This window comes from Bradyrhizobium sp. CFUWI (assembly GCF_056429085.1).
On sequence record NZ_JBWJZE010000049.1, the window covers coordinates 1 to 16,821 of the forward strand.

Below are 16,821 nucleotides of genomic sequence, written 5' to 3' on the forward strand. Positions count from 1 at the left end.
CCCCCGCCCTGCTCCCCACTCCCCGTTAACCCTTTGCTAACCATACACCCGGCAAGAATTGCCGGGTGAAGTCGAGTGTCGTCGGCCGCGTAAAACGGGAGGAACCCCGTGGACGCCAGTGCGGTGCCTCACTTTCGAAACGGCGGCCCCTCGGCCGCCGCGCAGACGTTTGGGGCGCGCGGACGGCAGTCGCGCGGGGAGGCAGCTACCATGGTCGACGTCACCGCGGGACAAGGCGTAGGCACCGCAAGAGCCGGCATCCCCTCCGTCCACGAGATCGTCACCATCCTCAGGCGCGGCGACATCGCGCTGGCGCTCGGCATCCTTACCATCCTGGTGGTGCTGATCCTGCCCCTGCCGGCGATCGTGCTGGACCTTTTTCTGGCGATCTCGATCACGCTCTCGATCCTGATCCTGATGACCTCGCTGTTCATCCAGACGCCACTGGAATTCTCGGCCTTCCCGACCGTTCTCCTGATCTCGACCATGCTGCGCCTGTCGCTCAACATGGCTTCGACCCGCCTGATCCTGTCGCACGGGCACGAGGGCACGGCTGCCGCCGGTCACGTCATCGAGGCCTTCGGCAGCTTCGTGATGGGCGGCAATTTCGTCATCGGCATCATCGTCTTCGCCATCCTGATCATCGTCAATTTCGTCGTCATCACCAAGGGTTCGGGCCGCATCGCCGAGGTCGCAGCGCGCTTCCACCTCGACGCTATGCCCGGCAAGCAGATGGCGATCGACGCCGACCTCTCCGCCGGCCTGATCGACGAGAAGGTCGCCAAGGAGCGTCGCAAGGAGCTGGAGGACGAGAGCGGCTTCTTCGGCGCCATGGACGGTGCCTCCAAATTCGTCCGCGGCGACGCCATCGCCGGCCTCCTGATCGTCTTCATCAACGTCGTCGGCGGCATGATCATCGGCGTGGCGCAGCAGGGCATGTCCTTCGCCGATGCCGGGCGCACCTACACGCTGCTGACCGTCGGTGACGGCCTCGTCACCCAGGTGCCGGCGCTGATCGTCTCGACCGCGGCCGGCCTGCTCGTCTCCAAGGCCGGCGTCTCCGGCGCCGCCGACAAGGCGCTGATGAAGCAGTTCTCCGGCTATCCGCAGGCGCTGGCGATGTCCTCCGCGGTGATGCTGGTGCTGGCGGCGCTGCCGGGCATTCCGACCCTCCCTTTCCTCGCGCTCGGCGCCGGCGCCGGCGCGCTGGCCTGGAACGCCCGCAACCGCAACCGCGTCAACGCCAAGGCTGAGGAAGCCGCGCATGCCGCACCGGCGCCTGGCATGCCGGGAGCCCCGGGGGCTGCCGCGACGGAGGAGCCGATCTCGGCGGCACTCAAGATCGACGACCTCAAGATCGAGCTCGGCTATGCGCTGCTGCCGCTGGTCAACGGGCCGGACGGCACCGACCGCCTCACCGAGCAGATCAAGGCGCTGCGCCGCTCGCTCGCGATCGAGATGGGCTTCGTGATGCCGGCGGTGCGCATCCTCGACAACGTCCAGCTCGAGGCCAACACCTACATCATCAAGATCAAGGAGGTCGACGCCGGCACCGGCAAGATCTGGCCGAACCAGTTCATGGTCATGGATCCCGGCGGCAGCCAGGTGCAGGTGCCCGGCATCCACACCACCGAGCCGACCTTCGGCCTGCCCGCGACCTGGGTCGATGCCAGCCTCAAGGAAGAGGCCTCGCTGAAGGGCTACACCGTCGTTGACGCCGCGACCGTGCTCTCCACCCACCTCACCGAGCTGCTCAAGGCCAACATGTCGGACCTGCTCTCCTATGGCGAGGTGCAGAAGCTGCTCAAGGAGCTGCCCAAGGAGCAGAGCGAGCTGGTCAAGGACATCGTGCCGGGACAGGTCACGGTGTCCGGCATCCAGCGCGTGCTGCAATTGCTGCTCGCCGAGCGCATCTCGATCCGCGACCTCTCGACCATCCTCGAAGGCATCGCCGACTCGCTGGCCTTCTCGCGCAATCCCGCAACCATGGTCGAGCATGTCCGGGCGCGCCTGGCGCGGCAGATCTGCGCGCAGAACACCTCCTACGCCGGCTATCTGCCGCTGATCGCGCTGTCGGCGAAATGGGAGCAGGCCTTTGCCGAATCCATCATCGGCCAGGGCGAGGAACGCAGCCTTGCGATGCAGCCCTCGAAGCTGTCGGAATTCATGACCGCCGTGCGCGAAGCCTTCGAGCGTGCCGCGCGCGAGGGCGAGGCGCCGGTGCTGGTCACCTCCGCGGCCATTCGCCCCTTCGTCCGGTCCCTGGTGGAGCGGTTCCGCGCCCAGACCACCGTGCTGTCGCAGGCTGAAATCCACCCCAGGGCGAGGTTGAAAACGGTCGGAAGCGTCTGATTTGCCTTAAGAAGCCGTGTGTTTTTCGGCCACAGGCAAATGGTTTTTGAGTTCCTGGCGCCTTGTGGACCAGCTGTCGAAAAGGCGCCCGTAAAGCACATTAAAGCTTTGAAATAATTGTAGAAATGCACGATCAAGGGTCGCCTTTGATCGCGACCTTTCACGTCCTATCACGCCTTTGTGATGGCCTCTTGGGAACGAATCCGCCCAATACTAGGTTGTTGGGCACCGGAAGCATGAACCTGCCTGAACGGGCTGGCGACTACTTCGGGTAGATGGCGGCAGGAGGCTTCCGTGAACCACTCGATCTACAGCGCGGATCGCGCGACCCACTTGAAAGTCGTGGTCGTCGCCCTCGTCGCAGGGATCGTGGTGGCTGGCCTCGGCATCACGGCACGCACGGGTTCGGATGAAGGCCTGACCCAGACCGCCCGCGTCATCAAGGCCGGCAAGCCGGTCGCTATCACCAGCTCGAACGTGCCCCTCGTTCGCTAAGGAGATCTGACGAGTTTTTTGAATTCACGCGGCTCTTTACCAGCCCCCCAAAGTCGCCACGTGGATATGTAGACGACCCCAACCCCAAGTCGACTACAGAAAGCGCCCGCCCCCCACGGGCGCTTTCTCATGTCTGGGGTCGCGATTCCTCCCAGAATCTCTCCGCGCAGGCATCCTGGATTGCTTCGTCGCAAGGGCTCCTCGCAATGACGGAGTGTGTGGAGGCGGCAGTGCATGAATCTCGTGTCCCGGACGCGCTGCAGCGTTCTTACGCTGCTGCGCAGGGCCGGGATCCAGCAGGCCGCGGCGCTCGCTGCGAGGTGGGCCCCGGCTCTGCAGCGCATCGTCGAAGAGACGCTGCGCCGCGTCCGGGGCACGAGAGCTCAGCCTTCGCACATACTGCCTCGACACCGTCAGATTCTCTCCACCGCGACAATAATCGATCCGTCATCCTGAGGTGCGAGGCGTGCGATGCGGATGCATCGCACGCGGAGCCTCGAAGGATGAACGGCCGAGCTGATGCAGCGGGGGTCGTCGCCCTTCGAGGCTTGCTCTGCGACGCTATCGCGCCGCAGCGCGCGCCCCTCAGGGTGACGGTGGTGCATAGGGTTTGCAACGTACTCGCCTTCATGCGGACACAGCGTCGCATCCTCGCGGCTTGTTTCGCCCGAGCTTTGCCTGGTCGCCTCACCCTCATCAATTGAAAGAGGGCGCAGGGAAGACCGGGTGCCAGCCGGGCACCCACGGTCCACTGTGCGAAAGCGTGTGCTTAAGAAAAGCTGCACAGCGGCATACAGGTGGAGCCAAACATCCGGCCTTCCCTGCGCAGTGGTTTGACGGCTTATGTCGTGCTCTCCCCGGGGAGCGTTGCCCTATTCCCCCGTCGCCTTGCGGCTAATCGATGCGCGTGCCCGGTCGGGCCGCCACATCACTGCAAGACTTGACGCCAGACCCCGGGCGCCAGGACCACACGATTTTGCCGTACGCCGATCGCACCGGTCGTGTGCGCGAGACGTTTCGCTCACGGCTCTCCGCCCTGCAAAACTCATCGCGCCGATGCCATCGGCGTCCACCGCCGCCCGGCCCGCGTTCGTGACGATCGCGATACGCCCCTCTTCCTTGGGCCGGGTTGCCGCGACACATACGCCCTTTCCGAATTTCGGTAAAGTGGAATATTTTCGACGGCGCGCGTTGACCCACGGCTGGCGTGTTTTGCCCGTCGGGCAACGCAAGGCCTTGTAGGGTTGTAGCGCGGATGAGCGAAGCGACGTCCGGGATTCGCGAGTGCCAGCTCGCAATGAGGGAGCAACTTGCGCTTCCCGCCAAGCTCCAACCTGCACACCGCGGGCCGGCAGCGTCACAGATTGCCTAGTGCGACCACGCTCCATAAGAGGGTGGCGGCGCCTGCACGGTCGGAGCTGCCGCCGCGAACAGGTCGTCCTTGTTGCCGGTGAGCGGCGGATAGATGCGCTTACGATTGATGATCTCCTTGGTCGCCTTCGCGGCTGCGCCGGTCGACCTCACGTCGCGATCCCAACCTTCGGTATAGAGGGCGCCCCAGCCGCCGAGATCGAGCACGGTCACGTACCAGTCAATCCGCAGCGACAGCATCGGCAAGCCCGTGAGATCGGCGACAACATTGTGGCCGGCGAAGCGGCCCATGGGACGCGCGAACTGGCAGGACATCACGGTCGGATGCAGCCCGTCGACCACGCTCGAAGCGACGTCGCCGGCCGCGAACACGCCGCCGACATTCGAAACCCGCATGAAGGGATCGACCAGGAGGCGTCCGAGCCGGTCGCGTGCATCCGGAAAACTTGCCGCCAGGGGACTCGCACGCATCCCGGCACACCAGATCACCGTCTGAGCCGGAATAAACTCGCCCGAGCTCAAGCGAATGCCGGCCGCCTCGACCGATACGACGCGCACACCGAGACGCATCTCGACGTCGAGCGCGGCCAACGCCGTCTCGATGACGGGACGCGCCGCCGCGCCGATGCTGGCGCCAACCGCTGGATTGGGATCGACCAGGATGACACGGGGGCTGCCGCCAAGGCCCGCACGGGCCAGCCTGTCGGGCATCTCGGCCGCCACCTCGATGCCGGTAAAGCCGGCGCCGACCACCACGACGGTCGAATACCCCTGCGACGGCGCGCTGCGGCCTAGCCGGGCGAGATGGTCCTCGAGGCGGAGCGCCGCAGCGTAGCTATCGACATCGAACGCGTGCTCCGCGAGTCCGGGAATGTCGGGACGCATCACCTCGCTGCCGAGCGCCAGCACGAGACGGTCATAGACCAGCTTCTCATCGCCGCTGCTTGTGACCAGCGAAATTTCGCGCCGTATTGGATCGATGGCCTCGACCTCGCCGATCCCGTGACTGACGCCGACGGGATCGAGCAGTTTCGATAGCGGTATCGCGACCTCGCTGAGATCGACCTCGTAGTTGCGCACACGAATGTTGTGATAAGCATTGCGATCGATCAAGCAGATCTCGATATCGCGGCCGGCGCCGATCTCGTCGCGCTTGCGCGCGGCACCGATGGCCGCCCACAGGCCTGCAAATCCAGCGCCGAGCACGACAATACGCGCCATGTCCGTGGACCGTGCTTTCCAAAGAAAATCCTGTGGTCTGCCCGCCGAGCCCGATATAGCTCATTCGGCCGGATCGACCAACCGTGCTAGCGCCGCGCCGCTGCGGAAAACCGCAGCTTACCTCTCGCGCAATTCCGACGGCGTCGCGCCGAAGCGCTTGCGGAAGGCGCGGTTGAAATAGGACAGATCGGCGAAGCCCGAGGAATGCGCGATGTCGCTGATCTTGCGCGCCCTGGCGCGGGGATCGCTGAGCAGCTTGCGTGCCTGCAGCAGCCGCTGCTCCAGCACGAATTCGGTGAAGGTCGTGCCGGCCTGCTCGAACAGACGTTGCGCCTGACGCGGGCTTAAGCCCGAGCGCGTTGCAACCTCGGACAGGCACAGATCGTTGCGGCCGAGCGCGGCCATCACGTCGGCGCGCATGAGGTCTAGGCGCGCCGCCGCGTGTCCGCGGCCGCGGGCGAGACTCGCATGCTCGGCATCGGTGCCGAGCAGGAGGCCAACGAGATCGACCATGTGCTGCGCGGTCAGGCGCTGGCCCACCGCGTCGAGATGCGGCGCGTGATTGGCGGCGAGCGCGTGGTAGCGGAAGATGGTTTCGGCGACGGCGCCGTCGGAGAGCACTTGCGACAGCTTGTTCTCGGCGCGCGGATTGATGTCGAGCAGCGCGCGGCGCGGCATGCGAATGGTGGTGAAGCGGTCTTCGTCGGTGTGCCCGACGGTGCCGGTGATGCTCATGTCGACGAGCACCATCTGGGCGGGAGCAAGCTCGACGGTGTGGCCGTTCTGCCCGACGCGGACGCGGCCCGCATGTGCGGCGATCAGGACGAGGTCGTCGCTGCCGTCGGCGAGGTGGCTCTGGGTGCGGGAATATTGCGCGGAGGCGCCTTCCGGAATGGCGAGCGCGATGTTGTCGACCACGCTGACCTGGAGCCGGCAATCGATGCTATCGCCATGGCTCGGCCCGATGTCGAGGCCGCAGGGACCGAAAGCCCGCTCGCGCCAATGCTCGAACGCCGCACCCTGCGGCAGTCCCGTGTATTGGTGGACGACGATGCCCGGCGTTCTCGCTGCATCCATCTGCTTTCTAGCCCCTCTCCGGCTCCGCGATCGGCGGCGCCGACTGCAATTTCCGGAAATTTGACGCCACGGATTGCGGCGAGGTTCAAATCGGGGACTGATTCAGGGAGACTTGTCGTGACACGACAGCAGGATGGATCATGGCGACAGGAAGGCATGTCTTCCAGCTCGCATCGAGCGCAATGCGTCCAGCACTCGCGCGGCGCTCCATCCCGGCTACGACACCTACTTTTTCGCGGGGGCCTGCGGCTGGGACGGCGGCACGGTCTCGATCAGCTTGCCGGAAAACACCGGGGCTGAGGTCGGCCGGCCGTCGGGCGAGCCGCCGGCCTGCTCGACGGTGACGGCAAAGGTCGCGTCGTTGACGACCTCGGCGTCATAGGAGGCGAGCAGCGGACGCGCGGTGAAATCACTGGTGCCGATCACGCCGAGCGAGCGCGGGCGCGGCAGCTTGTCGGAAATCAGCCAGAGCTCGAAGCTCTTGCCGGGCTCCGGCGTCGCACCGACCTTGCGCACCGTGAAATTCCGCGTCGCGCCGTCGACGGTGAGAATGAAGGCGGGGCCGCCGGCCTGGCCCTGCAACAGCGCGACATATTGCGCGGACGCGGCGAGCGGCGCGGCCGGAACCTTGACTTCCACGGTCTGGATGCGCGGTGCAGGACGCAAGCCGTTCGGCAGCGCGTCGGGCAGGAAGATCTGGAGCGACAGCGTCACGAGCAGCGCAGCCGCGAGCGCACCGGCGACGGACGCGATGGAGCGCCAGCGCTTCACGCGGCCCTCGAGACGAATCACGTTGCCATCGTCGACGACCGCCGCCTCCGGCGCGCGCACGACGGCAAGATCCGGAGCATGGACTTGCGGGATGAATTGCGGCGCGACGTCGGGAAGCGCGTCCGGCTCCGGACGCGGCATGTCCGGCGGCGCGGCTTCGGCCTGCGACCCGGCCGGTATCGGCGCAGCCTCCGTCGCCGGCTCTGCCGGCTCTGCTGGCTCCGAGGCGGGCAGCTCCGGTGCAGGCGCAGGTGGCGGCGGCGCAGCTTCCGCAAGCGCGGGCGGCTGCTGCGCCCCCGCCGTACGCGCGATCTCGGACCTGATGTTCTCCCACACGATCGGCCGCGGCTCGAGCGAGCCGACCATCTGGTTGAGACCCCCGAGCCGGAAGGACCAGGCCTGCACGATCGCGGCGAACGCCTCGTCCACCGCCATCATGGTCTCGACCTGCGCGCGCTCGTCGGCATCGAGCGTGCCGAGCGCATATTCCGCGGCGAGCGCGATATGGTCCTCCGAATAGGCCATCACTGTCCTTCACCTCTCCCGGGCAGAGAGGTCGACCGTCGGTGCCGCGCTGATTCCTGCCACCTTCATCATCCTCTAAAGTCCGAGGCACTCCCGGATATCCAACATACTGCGCCGGAGCCACGTCTTCACCGTGTTGACGGGGGCGGCGAATTTCTCCGCCAATTGCTCGCGGCTCCAGCCGTTGTAATAGGCGAGAAGCACGAGCCGCTGACGGTCCGGCTCGAGCCGGCCGATGCATTCCAGCAGCCGCTTCAGCTCTTCGGTCATCTCCCGGCGCGCCAGCGGGTCGGGACTGTCGGCCGCAACCTCCATCGCCTGGGGCTCTTCCTCGATGGACGTTTCCGACTTCTTGCGGACGATATCGATCGCGCGGTTGCGCGCGATCGAAGCCATCCACGTGATCGGCGACGACAGCGCCGGATCGAACCGGCCGGCGCCGTTCCAGATCTTGACGTAGGTCTCCTGAATGACCTCCTCTGCGAGATCCTGTCGACGCAAGATACGGAGCACGACGCCATAGAGTTTCGCGCGCGTGGCGGCGTAGAGGCGCTCGAACGCGGCCTGATCGCCCTTCGCCACCGCCTCGATCAACCCGACCAGCTCTGCTGGCGTCAGCATTCAGCCCCCTCATCTTCCTCCCTCTCCCCGCCTGCGGGGTCGGGACGAGCTACGCTCGCCCTGAGAGGGTTGGGGTGTGGGGGAGCCTCCGCAAGGGAGGTTGCAGACGAACTCGCCGAGAGTCCCCCTCACCCGGATCGCATCTGACGATGCTACGCATCGCCAGGGCGATCCGACCTCTCCCCGCAAGCGGGGCGAGGTAGACCACCCACCACCATAGCGCGCGACAAAGCCGACCACCAAGGGGCGGCGGCGCCACACTGTGGACAGCACATACGAAAACCCGGACCTTGCGGGTCCGGGTTCTGCGGATGTTTCGGTGGTCTGGCTTGCCGGCGGCGCCGCTCAGGCGACGGCGCCGATGCGGGCGCGCATCAGGCCGATACTGTCGAGGTCGGCCTGCTCGCGGGCGTTCTCTTCGGCGCGCTCGCGGGCCTGGTCGCGCTCGTCGAGCAGCTCGACCTTCTTCAGCTCCTCGAAGGCCTCGGCCAGCGCGGCCTTGGCTTCGTCGAGCTGGCCCTTGAGCTCGTCGGCCGAGCGGGTCAGGTTCTCGCGGCGCTGGATCGCGGCCTTGGCGTAGGTCGGATAGGCGAAGTGCGAGGGATCGTTGATCCCGGCGCGCTCCTGCTCGGTCTGGATCTCGCGTTCGAGATCGACCGACATCCGCTGGAAATCGGCGATCATGGTCTCGATCTGGGTGACCCGGCGGCGCTTCTCGTCGACCTGAAACTTCTTCAGGCGGATGAGGGTATCTCGTGACTTCATCGACTCGTACTCCCCAGAAGTCCCCCCGCTGCACGTGGGACGATACCGGTCACCCCACGGGCCCAATGGAGGCCCAGACCGGCTCTGCTACTCTGTGGGATCGGATGATGACCGGACAAAGTTAGCGTTCCGTTTCCAAATTACCGAGGATTTGCGCCAACTGGCGGTAGCCGTCCGCAAGCGATGCATTTTCGTCCTTGCGCTGGCGCAGGAAGGCCTCCAGCGGCTCGTGCAGGCGGATCGCCTCGTCGACTTCCGGGCTGGAGCCGGCCCGGTAGGCGCCGAGCCGGATCAATTCCTCCATGTCGGCATAGGTCGCCATCACCTGGCGCGCCCGCTGGATCACGGGCCAGAATTGCGGATCGGCCGATTTCGGCATGGTCCGGGAGACGGACTTGAGGATGTTGATCGCAGGATAGCGGCCGCGCTCGGCGATCGAGCGCTGCATCACGATGTGGCCGTCCAGGATACCGCGCACGGCGTCCGCGATCGGCTCGTTATGGTCGTCGCCGTCGACCAGCACCGTGAAGATCGCGGTGATGGCGCCCTCCCCGAGGCCCGGGCCGGCGCGCTCCAGAAGCTTCGGCAGCTCGGTGAAGACGGTCGGCGTATAGCCCTTGGCCGTCGGCGGCTCGCCGGCGGACAGGCCGATTTCGCGCTGGGCCATGGCAAAGCGCGTCACCGAATCCATCAGGCACAGCACGTCCTTGTCCTCGTCGCGAAAATATTCGGCGACCGCGAGCGTCAGATATGCCGCCTGGCGCCGCATCAGCGCCGGCTCGTCGGAGGTCGCGACCACCACGACGGAGCGCGCCAGGCCCTCCTCGCCGAGGTCGTCCTGCAGGAATTCCTGCACCTCGCGGCCGCGTTCGCCGATCAACCCGATGACGCTGACATCGGCGTCGACGTTGCGCGCGAGCATCGACAGCAGCACCGACTTGCCGACGCCGGAGCCTGCGAAGATGCCCATGCGCTGGCCGCGGCAGCAGGTGAGGAAGGTGTTCATCGCGCGCACGCCAAGATCGAGCGGCGCGCCGACGCGCTTGCGCGAATGCGCCGGCGGCGGCGTATTGCGGAACGGCATCGGCGAGGGGCCTTGCGGCAGCGGTCCCTTGCCGTCGATCGGCTCGCCCAGCGCGTTGACGACGCGGCCGAGCCAGGCCGGCGAGGGCCGCACCAGATTGGCGGCATTGGCGATGACGGCCTTGCAGCCGCGGCGCACGCCGTCGAGGCCGGCGAACGGCATCACGACAGCATTGTTGCCGGAGAAGCCGATCACCTCGCAGGGAATCGAACGGTTGACCCCGGTCTCGATCACCAGCCGCGCGCCGACCGACATGGCGTGAATAGGACCGGCCACTTCGACCATCAGGCCGCGGACGCCGACCACACGGCCATAGATATTGATGCCGTCGATGTCGCCGATCTGTTCGGCAAGAGCCTTCATCGGGGAGCCTTCATATGAGGGCCTTCATAGCGTGGTCGCCTTCGGGAATCCCGGATCGCCCGAGCGATCTCCGGGACTTCACGGAGGAAACCTTAAGTTTCGCCATATTTCTGAACGGCGCTTAACTTCGTGTTTACCCGCATCATTAATCATTGCGTCACTGTCTTTGTGACTGAGCGTGACTCCCCTTCAGAAGAAGGCTGAGTCGCGGGAGTCGGTTAGGCCCGTCTCTTAAAGTGGAACTTGAACGGAGCTGGGTGACGAAAACTGCTTCACCGCAAGACCTTAGGGCGATTCGACAAAAATTGCACCCGAGGGACTTGCGTTCCAGAATCAGGATTTGTTAACCATCTGTTGTCAGGATCCGAATCAGTTGTTCAAAGGCGTTTTGTTGAGTGCCGCGAATGCGGCCGACCTGACGCCCAGGAGCGGCGACTATGGGGAACTGGCATGCGCGTTTTGCTGATTGAAGATGACAGCGCCGTCGCGCAGTCGATCGAGCTGATGTTGAAGTCGGAGAGCTTCAACGTCTACACGACCGATTTGGGGGAAGAAGGCGTCGATCTCGGTAAATTATACGATTACGACATTATCCTTCTCGACCTCAATCTGCCCGACATGTCCGGATACGACGTGCTCAAGCAGCTCCGGGTCTCCAAGATCAAGACACCGATTCTGATCCTCTCCGGACTCGCCGGCATCGAGGACAAGGTCAAGGGTCTCGGCGTCGGCGCCGACGACTACATGACCAAGCCCTTCCACAAGGACGAGCTGGTGGCCCGCATCCACGCGATCGTGCGCCGCTCCAAGGGCCATGCCCAGTCGGTCATCCAGACCGGCGACCTCGTCGTCAACCTCGACACCAAGACGGTGGAAGTCGGCGGCCAGCGCGTGCATCTGACCGGCAAGGAATATCAGATGCTGGAGCTGCTTTCGCTCCGCAAGGGCACCACCCTCACCAAGGAAATGTTCCTCAACCATCTCTATGGCGGCATGGACGAGCCGGAGCTGAAGATCATCGACGTCTTCATCTGCAAGCTCCGCAAGAAGCTGGCCAACGCCTCCGAGGGCCGCAACTTCATCGAGACCGTGTGGGGCCGCGGCTACGTGCTGCGCGAGCCGCACGAGGCCGACGAGCGCATCCCCGCCTGATCTTCTGGGTTTACGTCGCGAGCCCACAGGCTCGCTCCTCCCAGCCTGGACCCCGCCGCAAATGGCGGGGTTTTGTTTTTTGGGCCATCGCTTCATCCCTCGCTTAACATTTGAACCGCTATCCTTCCCCGGCCGACGAATGGTCGCTGCACGATGGGGGAACGATGATCCTGCAATCACTGGCCGGCCTGCCCGCCTTCCTGGTCTATTTCTGCACCGGGCTGATCGCGATCGTGGCGTATTTGTTCGTCTACACCCGCATCACGGCGCATAACGAATTCCAGCTGATCCGCGACAACGAGCCGGCCGCCGCGGTCGCGCTCGGCCTCAGCCTGCTCGGTTTCGTGGCGCCGCTGGTCAGCGCCATCGCGCACTCGGCCAATGTGCTGGACTGCCTGATCTGGGCGACCATCGCGCTGATCGTGCAGGTCATCGTGTTCTTTCTCGTGAGGGTGCCGGTGCCGAACCTGTCCGCCCGGATCGCCGACGGCGAGCTTGCGCCCGCGATCTGGCTCGGCCTGTCCTCGCTTGCGGCCGGCCTCCTCAACGCTGCCAGCATGATCTATTGAGATGGCGGACAAATCCTCCAAGAAGGAATTCGGCAAGCGCCGGCCGGTGGCCGAGAAACCGCCTGCGCGTCCGCCGGTGAAGCGCTCCGGTCATGTCGCGCTGCTGGTGATGGGCACGCTCGCGGTCGGCACCACCGCCTATACCTTGATGCCGCGGCAGACCTGCGAGCCCACGCCCGGCGCCGTGCCGGGGCAGGCCACCACGATCTGCACCAGCAGCGGCAGTTCTTCGTCGAGCAGTGGCGGCAGCTCGCGCTGGTCGTCGCGATCGAGCTTCTTCAGCAGCGATTCGTCGTCCCATTCATCGTCGGCAACGTCATCCGATTCCGGCCACAGCAGTGTGAGCCGGGGCGGCTTCGGCTCGTTCGGCCACGGCTTCTCGGGCGGCGGCTGATCCATGCAGCGCATCACCTGCCTCGAGCGCGACGACTGGCGAGAGACCGCGGCGCATTGCGGCTTCGTCTTCCACACCATCGACGGCGAACGCTATTGGGACGAGCGCGCCTATTACGGCTTCACGCTCGACGAGATCGAGCGCGGCATCGAGACGCCGACCGGCGAGATCGACGCGATGTGCCTCGAGCTTGCCGGACGTGTCATCGGCGACGAGCGCTGTTTGCGGCGCTTGAAGATACCGGAAGCGTTCTGGAGCCTGATCGCCGAAAGCTGGCAGCGCGACGACCGCAGCCTCTATGGCCGCCTCGATCTCAAATTCGACGGCAAAGGTCCGGCAAAGCTGCTCGAATACAACGCGGACACGCCGACCTCGATCTTCGAGGCCGCGGTGTTTCAGTGGACCTGGCTCGAACAGGCGATCGAACGCCGCGTCATCCCCTCCCGTGCCGATCAGTTCAACTCCATCCATGAGCGATTGATCGCGGCATGGAAGGAGATTGCCGGCGGGCGCCATGTCCATCTCGCCGGCATCACCGGCAACGCAGAGGACGCCGGCACGCTCGCATATCTCGAGGACACCGCACGCCAGGCCGGGCTCTCGACCAGGCTGCTCGACATCGAGGCGATCGGCTGGCGCGATGGGGACGGCGGCTTCGTCGATCTCGACGAGAACGACATCGCGCTCGCCTTCAAGCTCTATCCCTGGGAGTGGATGTTCCACGACGCCTTCGGCGCCAAGCTGAAGGACGCGCCGACGCGCTGGATCGAGCCGCCGTGGAAGGCGGTGCTCTCCAACAAGGGCATTCTGCCGCTGCTGTGGGAGATGTTTCCGAACCATCCCAATCTGCTGCCGGCGTTCTTCGAGGACGATCCGCGCGCCGCCGAGCTCGGCACGTCCTATGTGCGCAAGCCGCTGCTGTCGCGCGAAGGCGCCAACGTCACGCTGGTGTCCGGCGGGATGCCGCTCGAGGAGCAGGCGGGCCCTTACGGCGCCGAAGGTTTCGTGCGGCAGGCCCTGGCACCGCTGCCGAATTTCTCAGGCTTCTATCCGGTGGTGGGAAGCTGGCTGGTGAATCACGAGCCGTGCGGCTTGTCGATCCGCGAGGACGAGAGCCCGATCACGGGCAACCGCTCGCGGTTTCTGCCGCATGCGATCTTGTAGAAGGAGCTGTCTTCTTGCCCTCTCCCCTTGTGGGAGAGGGTGGCTCGCCGCGAAGCGGCGAGACGGGTGAGGGGTCTCTCTCCACGGTCGACCTCTCACGATTTGAGTTTGCCGAAACAACCCCTCATCCGGCGCTTCGCGCCACCTTCTCCCACAAGGGGAGAAGGAAGAAAGATCACTTCGCCGCGGCGAGCTTCAGCGGCTGCGGCATCAATCCACCCATGGGGCGGCCGGAGCGGGCGGGATTGAGCTGGTAGAGACCGCGGCGGTCCGCGATGGGACGGAACGCGTCGGTGATGCCGACGACGGATTCGGCGGCCCCCAGCAGCAGCGTGCCGTCGGCCTCCAGGCACTTCGCCATCCGCTCGAAGATCACCGCCTTGGTGTCCTGGTCGAAATAGATCAGCACGTTGCGACAGAAGATCACGTCGAACGTGCCGAGATGAGAGAAGTCCTGCAGCAGATTGAGCTGGCGGAACTGCACCATGGCGCGAATGTCGGCATTGAGCTGCCAGAGCTCGCCGGTTTGCGTGAAGTACTTCACCAGGTGCTGGATCGGCAGGCCGCGCTGCACCTCGAACTGGCTGTAGACGCCGGCCTTCGACTTCTCCAGCACCTCCTGCGACAGATCGGTGGCGACGATCTCGATGCGCCAGCCGGCGAGGGCCGCGCCCATCTCCTTCACGCACATCGCGATCGAATAGGGCTCCTGGCCGGTCGAGGACGCCGCCGACCAGATGCGAAGGGACCTGCGCGCCGCGCGCGCCTGGATCAGACCCGGCAGGATGGTGTCGCGCAAGTGATCGAATGGGATCTTGTCGCGGTAGAAGAAAGTCTCGTTGGTGGTCATGGCTTCGACCACGTCGGTCGCAAGCCGGCCGTCGCCGTTCCTGATCTTCAGCACCAGATCGGGAATGCCGGGAAGGCTCGCCTTGCGCGCCAGCGGCAAGAGCCGGCTCTCGACCAGATATTGCTTGTCCGCCGAGAGATCGAGGCCGGAGCGCTCTTTCAGGAACTTGCGCAGATAATCGTAATCGGTGGGCGTCACGAGCGATCTCCCGCGAACAGGCGGTTGACCTTGGCGCCGATCTGGTTGAGCGGCAGGATCGCCGCGCAGATGCCGGCATTGGCCGCCGCGCCCGGCATGCCCCAGACCACGCTGGAGGCTTCGTCCTGCGCGATGACGTTGCCGCCGGCGGCAACGATGTCCTTGCCGCCGCGCATGCCGTCCGAGCCCATGCCCGTCAGGATCACGGAGAGAATGTTGCCGTGCCAGATGTCGATGGCGGAGATGAAGAGCGGGTCGACCGCGGGCTTGCAGAAATTGACGGCGGGGCCGTCGTCGAGTGCGATCACGGTGTCCCCGCCGTTGCGTGCGACGCGCATGTGCTTGCCACCGGGCGCAAGATAGATCCGTCCCGGCTTCACCGACTCGCCGTCGACCGCCTCGGCCGCCGGCCGGCGGCTGGAACGCGCCAGATGCTCGGCAAGGATGGTCGTGAAGGTCGGCGGCATGTGCTGGGTGATCAGCACCGGGAAGCGATCGATCACCGGGCCGAGCTCGCCGACGAGCGCCATCAGCGCCTGCGGGCCGCCGGTCGAGGAGCCGATCAGCAGCACCTTGGGTGCCTGGTTGGAGAATGCGCGAAGCGCCGGCGATCCCGACGGCGCGGCCTGCACGGGCGCAGCGGGCGCGACGGGCCGCGCAACGGGACCGCGCGGGGCCGGAGCCGGGCTCGCGGGTGCCAGCGGCGGACTCGCAACAGCGGACTTGCGCCGCAGCCGCGCGCCGAGATGACGAATCTTCTGGATCAGGTCGTGATGAAAGATGTCCGCGGCCGACGCTTCGCGCGTCGATTCCGGCTTCGGAATGTAGTCGGCCGCACCGAGCGACAGCGCCTTGAAGCTGATCTCCGCGTTGCGGCGGGTCAGCGTCGAGGCCATGATGATGACCAGATCGCGCTTCTTCGCCAGCAGCTTCGGCAGCGCCGAGATGCCGTCGAGCTCGGGCATTTCGATGTCGAGCACCGCGACGTCAGGGTTGATGCGTTCGAGCTGGTTGACCGCCTCGAGCCCGGTCCGCAGCGAGGCTGCGACTTCCATGTCGTGCTCGGCACCGACCCAGCGCGAGATCAGACCACGGATGACGACGGAGTCGTCGACGATCATCACCCGCAGCGGCCCTGCTTCGCGTGACGCCGTCGTTGCCGAATTCCCTGCGAACGCCACACTCATTACTCACCAACTCAGACTGAAAGGGGACGGTTGAAAACAGGCGCCGAAGAATCCGGTCGGCCTCCGGCCGATCGCTCAGATAAGGCCGACTTCCTGGAATTTCGCCGTCACGATATCCTTGTCGAACGGCTTCATGATGTATTCGTTGGCGCCGGCATGCAGCGCGCGCGCGATATGCGCGACGTCGTTCTCGGTGGTGCAGAACACCACCTTGGGCTGGTCGCCGCCGGGCATCCGCCTGAGATGGCCGAGGAACTCGTAACCGTCCATCACGGGCATGTTCCAGTCGAGCAGCACCGCATCGGGCAAGCCGCGCTTGCAGGCTTCCAGCGCCTTCTCACCGTCCTCGGCTTCGAGGATCTGGAAATCGAGGCCCTCCAGGATGCGGCGCGCAACCTTGCGGATGACGCTGGAATCATCAACGACGAGACAAGTGCGCATGTGAACCTCTGCTTCCTCCCCCGGCGGGGGGCACTTCCAATTACTGGCACGTCGGCGGTGAGTCCGCCGTATCAGGCCGCCATCATCTCAGGCGCGAGCTCGAGGACGCGATCGACGTCGAGCACGACCATGAGCTGTCCGTCGAGGCGGTGGACGCCGCCGGCGAGCTTGGCCATGCGGGGATCGAGGTTGACGGGGTTCTCTTCCATGCCGGCCTCGGG

General features: G+C 65.5%; 15 protein-coding genes and 1 pseudogene. 6 read left to right on the forward strand and 10 right to left on the reverse strand.

The genetic code is table 11. The annotated features are described in order from the left end of the window. Nucleotides 1-210: 210 nt before the first annotated feature. Both flhA and AC066S_RS37585 read left to right on the forward strand, forming a co-directional pair. On the forward strand, nucleotides 211-2,352 hold the full coding sequence (flhA, locus tag AC066S_RS37580) for a flagellar biosynthesis protein FlhA (protein ID WP_164718889.1): 2,142 nt from the start codon (nucleotides 211-213) through the stop codon (nucleotides 2,350-2,352). 294 nt (nucleotides 2,353-2,646) lie between these two features. Then, complete coding sequence (locus AC066S_RS37585; protein WP_126260135.1) at nucleotides 2,647-2,847, forward strand: hypothetical protein; 201 nt, start codon at nucleotides 2,647-2,649, stop codon at nucleotides 2,845-2,847. Nucleotides 2,848-4,215: 1,368 nt separating this feature from the next. Here AC066S_RS37585 and AC066S_RS37590 read toward each other — a convergent pair. The 6 genes from AC066S_RS37590 to fliI all read right to left on the reverse strand — a co-directional run bounded on the left by AC066S_RS37590 (nucleotide 4,216) and on the right by fliI (nucleotide 10,645). Further along, nucleotides 4,216-5,439, reverse strand: a complete 1,224-nt coding sequence (locus AC066S_RS37590; RefSeq protein ID WP_478271864.1) for an NAD(P)/FAD-dependent oxidoreductase — start codon at nucleotides 5,437-5,439, stop codon at nucleotides 4,216-4,218. A gap of 117 nt (nucleotides 5,440-5,556) precedes the next feature. Next, nucleotides 5,557-6,516: a helix-turn-helix transcriptional regulator gene (locus AC066S_RS37595; RefSeq protein WP_126255834.1), complete on the reverse strand. Its 960-nt coding sequence runs from the start codon at nucleotides 6,514-6,516 to the stop codon at nucleotides 5,557-5,559. Between the two features lie 225 nt (nucleotides 6,517-6,741). Continuing rightward, on the reverse strand, nucleotides 6,742-7,812 hold the full coding sequence (locus AC066S_RS37600) for an anti-sigma factor (RefSeq protein ID WP_478271868.1): 1,071 nt from the start codon (nucleotides 7,810-7,812) through the stop codon (nucleotides 6,742-6,744). Between the two features lie 75 nt (nucleotides 7,813-7,887). Further along, the gene (locus tag AC066S_RS37605) at nucleotides 7,888-8,433 is read right to left on the reverse strand and encodes a sigma-70 family RNA polymerase sigma factor (RefSeq protein WP_126255835.1); all 546 of its coding nucleotides are present in this window, start codon (nucleotides 8,431-8,433) and stop codon (nucleotides 7,888-7,890) included. A 345-nt stretch (nucleotides 8,434-8,778) separates the two neighbouring features. Then, nucleotides 8,779-9,198, reverse strand: coding sequence for a flagellar export protein FliJ (fliJ, locus tag AC066S_RS37610; protein ID WP_011084990.1), 420 nt, complete (start codon nucleotides 9,196-9,198; stop codon nucleotides 8,779-8,781). 121 nt (nucleotides 9,199-9,319) lie between these two features. Beyond that, nucleotides 9,320-10,645: a flagellar protein export ATPase FliI gene (gene fliI / locus AC066S_RS37615; RefSeq protein ID WP_126255836.1), complete on the reverse strand. Its 1,326-nt coding sequence runs from the start codon at nucleotides 10,643-10,645 to the stop codon at nucleotides 9,320-9,322. Between the two features lie 450 nt (nucleotides 10,646-11,095). On the opposite strand from fliI, the gene ctrA reads away from it, so the two are divergent. From ctrA to AC066S_RS37635, 4 genes are all read left to right on the forward strand, one after another. Then, a complete protein-coding gene (gene ctrA, locus AC066S_RS37620) occupies nucleotides 11,096-11,797 on the forward strand; it encodes a response regulator transcription factor CtrA (protein WP_016848562.1) in 702 nt (233 codons plus the stop codon). A 164-nt stretch (nucleotides 11,798-11,961) separates the two neighbouring features. Then, the gene (locus AC066S_RS37625) at nucleotides 11,962-12,366 is read left to right on the forward strand and encodes a DUF350 domain-containing protein (protein WP_126255837.1); all 405 of its coding nucleotides are present in this window, start codon (nucleotides 11,962-11,964) and stop codon (nucleotides 12,364-12,366) included. A 1-nt stretch (nucleotide 12,367) separates the two neighbouring features. After that, nucleotides 12,368-12,760: a hypothetical protein gene (locus AC066S_RS37630; RefSeq protein WP_478271865.1), complete on the forward strand. Its 393-nt coding sequence runs from the start codon at nucleotides 12,368-12,370 to the stop codon at nucleotides 12,758-12,760. A 3-nt stretch (nucleotides 12,761-12,763) separates the two neighbouring features. After that, on the forward strand, nucleotides 12,764-13,924 hold the full coding sequence (locus AC066S_RS37635) for a glutathionylspermidine synthase family protein (protein WP_135171761.1): 1,161 nt from the start codon (nucleotides 12,764-12,766) through the stop codon (nucleotides 13,922-13,924). Nucleotides 13,925-14,099: 175 nt separating this feature from the next. Here the strand turns inward: AC066S_RS37635 and AC066S_RS37640 are convergent, their stop codons facing one another. The 4 genes and pseudogenes from AC066S_RS37640 to AC066S_RS37655 form a co-directional block, all read right to left on the reverse strand. Next, the gene (locus AC066S_RS37640) at nucleotides 14,100-14,972 is read right to left on the reverse strand and encodes a CheR family methyltransferase (RefSeq protein WP_478271866.1); all 873 of its coding nucleotides are present in this window, start codon (nucleotides 14,970-14,972) and stop codon (nucleotides 14,100-14,102) included. Then, a complete protein-coding gene (locus AC066S_RS37645) occupies nucleotides 14,969-16,159 on the reverse strand; it encodes a protein-glutamate methylesterase/protein-glutamine glutaminase (protein WP_478271867.1) in 1,191 nt (396 codons plus the stop codon). The genes AC066S_RS37640 and AC066S_RS37645 overlap by 4 nt, the downstream gene beginning before the upstream one ends. Before the next feature lie 75 nt (nucleotides 16,160-16,234). Beyond that, nucleotides 16,235-16,600: a response regulator gene (locus AC066S_RS37650; protein WP_007600538.1), complete on the reverse strand. Its 366-nt coding sequence runs from the start codon at nucleotides 16,598-16,600 to the stop codon at nucleotides 16,235-16,237. Nucleotides 16,601-16,671: 71 nt separating this feature from the next. Continuing rightward, nucleotides 16,672-16,821: pseudogene (locus tag AC066S_RS37655) on the reverse strand (chemotaxis protein CheW); the annotation flags it as partial.

What these genes read in the sequence shown, in the direction of transcription:
- AC066S_RS37635 (WP_135171761.1), top strand. Translation starts at nt 12,764, where the DNA reads ATGCAGCGCATCACCTGCCTCGAGCGCGACGACTGGCGAGAGACCGCG.
- AC066S_RS37605 (WP_126255835.1), bottom strand. Translation starts at nt 8,433, where the DNA reads ATGCTGACGCCAGCAGAGCTGGTCGGGTTGATCGAGGCGGTGGCGAAG.
- AC066S_RS37630 (WP_478271865.1), top strand. Translation starts at nt 12,368, where the DNA reads ATGGCGGACAAATCCTCCAAGAAGGAATTCGGCAAGCGCCGGCCGGTG.
- ctrA (WP_016848562.1), top strand. Translation starts at nt 11,096, where the DNA reads ATGCGCGTTTTGCTGATTGAAGATGACAGCGCCGTCGCGCAGTCGATC.
- AC066S_RS37600 (WP_478271868.1), bottom strand. Translation starts at nt 7,812, where the DNA reads ATGGCCTATTCGGAGGACCATATCGCGCTCGCCGCGGAATATGCGCTC.
- fliJ (WP_011084990.1), bottom strand. Translation starts at nt 9,198, where the DNA reads ATGAAGTCACGAGATACCCTCATCCGCCTGAAGAAGTTTCAGGTCGAC.
- AC066S_RS37590 (WP_478271864.1), bottom strand. Translation starts at nt 5,439, where the DNA reads ATGGCGCGTATTGTCGTGCTCGGCGCTGGATTTGCAGGCCTGTGGGCG.
- AC066S_RS37645 (WP_478271867.1), bottom strand. Translation starts at nt 16,159, where the DNA reads ATGAGTGTGGCGTTCGCAGGGAATTCGGCAACGACGGCGTCACGCGAA.
- flhA (WP_164718889.1), top strand. Translation starts at nt 211, where the DNA reads ATGGTCGACGTCACCGCGGGACAAGGCGTAGGCACCGCAAGAGCCGGC.
- fliI (WP_126255836.1), bottom strand. Translation starts at nt 10,645, where the DNA reads ATGAAGGCTCTTGCCGAACAGATCGGCGACATCGACGGCATCAATATC.
- AC066S_RS37595 (WP_126255834.1), bottom strand. Translation starts at nt 6,516, where the DNA reads ATGGATGCAGCGAGAACGCCGGGCATCGTCGTCCACCAATACACGGGA.
- AC066S_RS37650 (WP_007600538.1), bottom strand. Translation starts at nt 16,600, where the DNA reads ATGCGCACTTGTCTCGTCGTTGATGATTCCAGCGTCATCCGCAAGGTT.
- AC066S_RS37625 (WP_126255837.1), top strand. Translation starts at nt 11,962, where the DNA reads ATGATCCTGCAATCACTGGCCGGCCTGCCCGCCTTCCTGGTCTATTTC.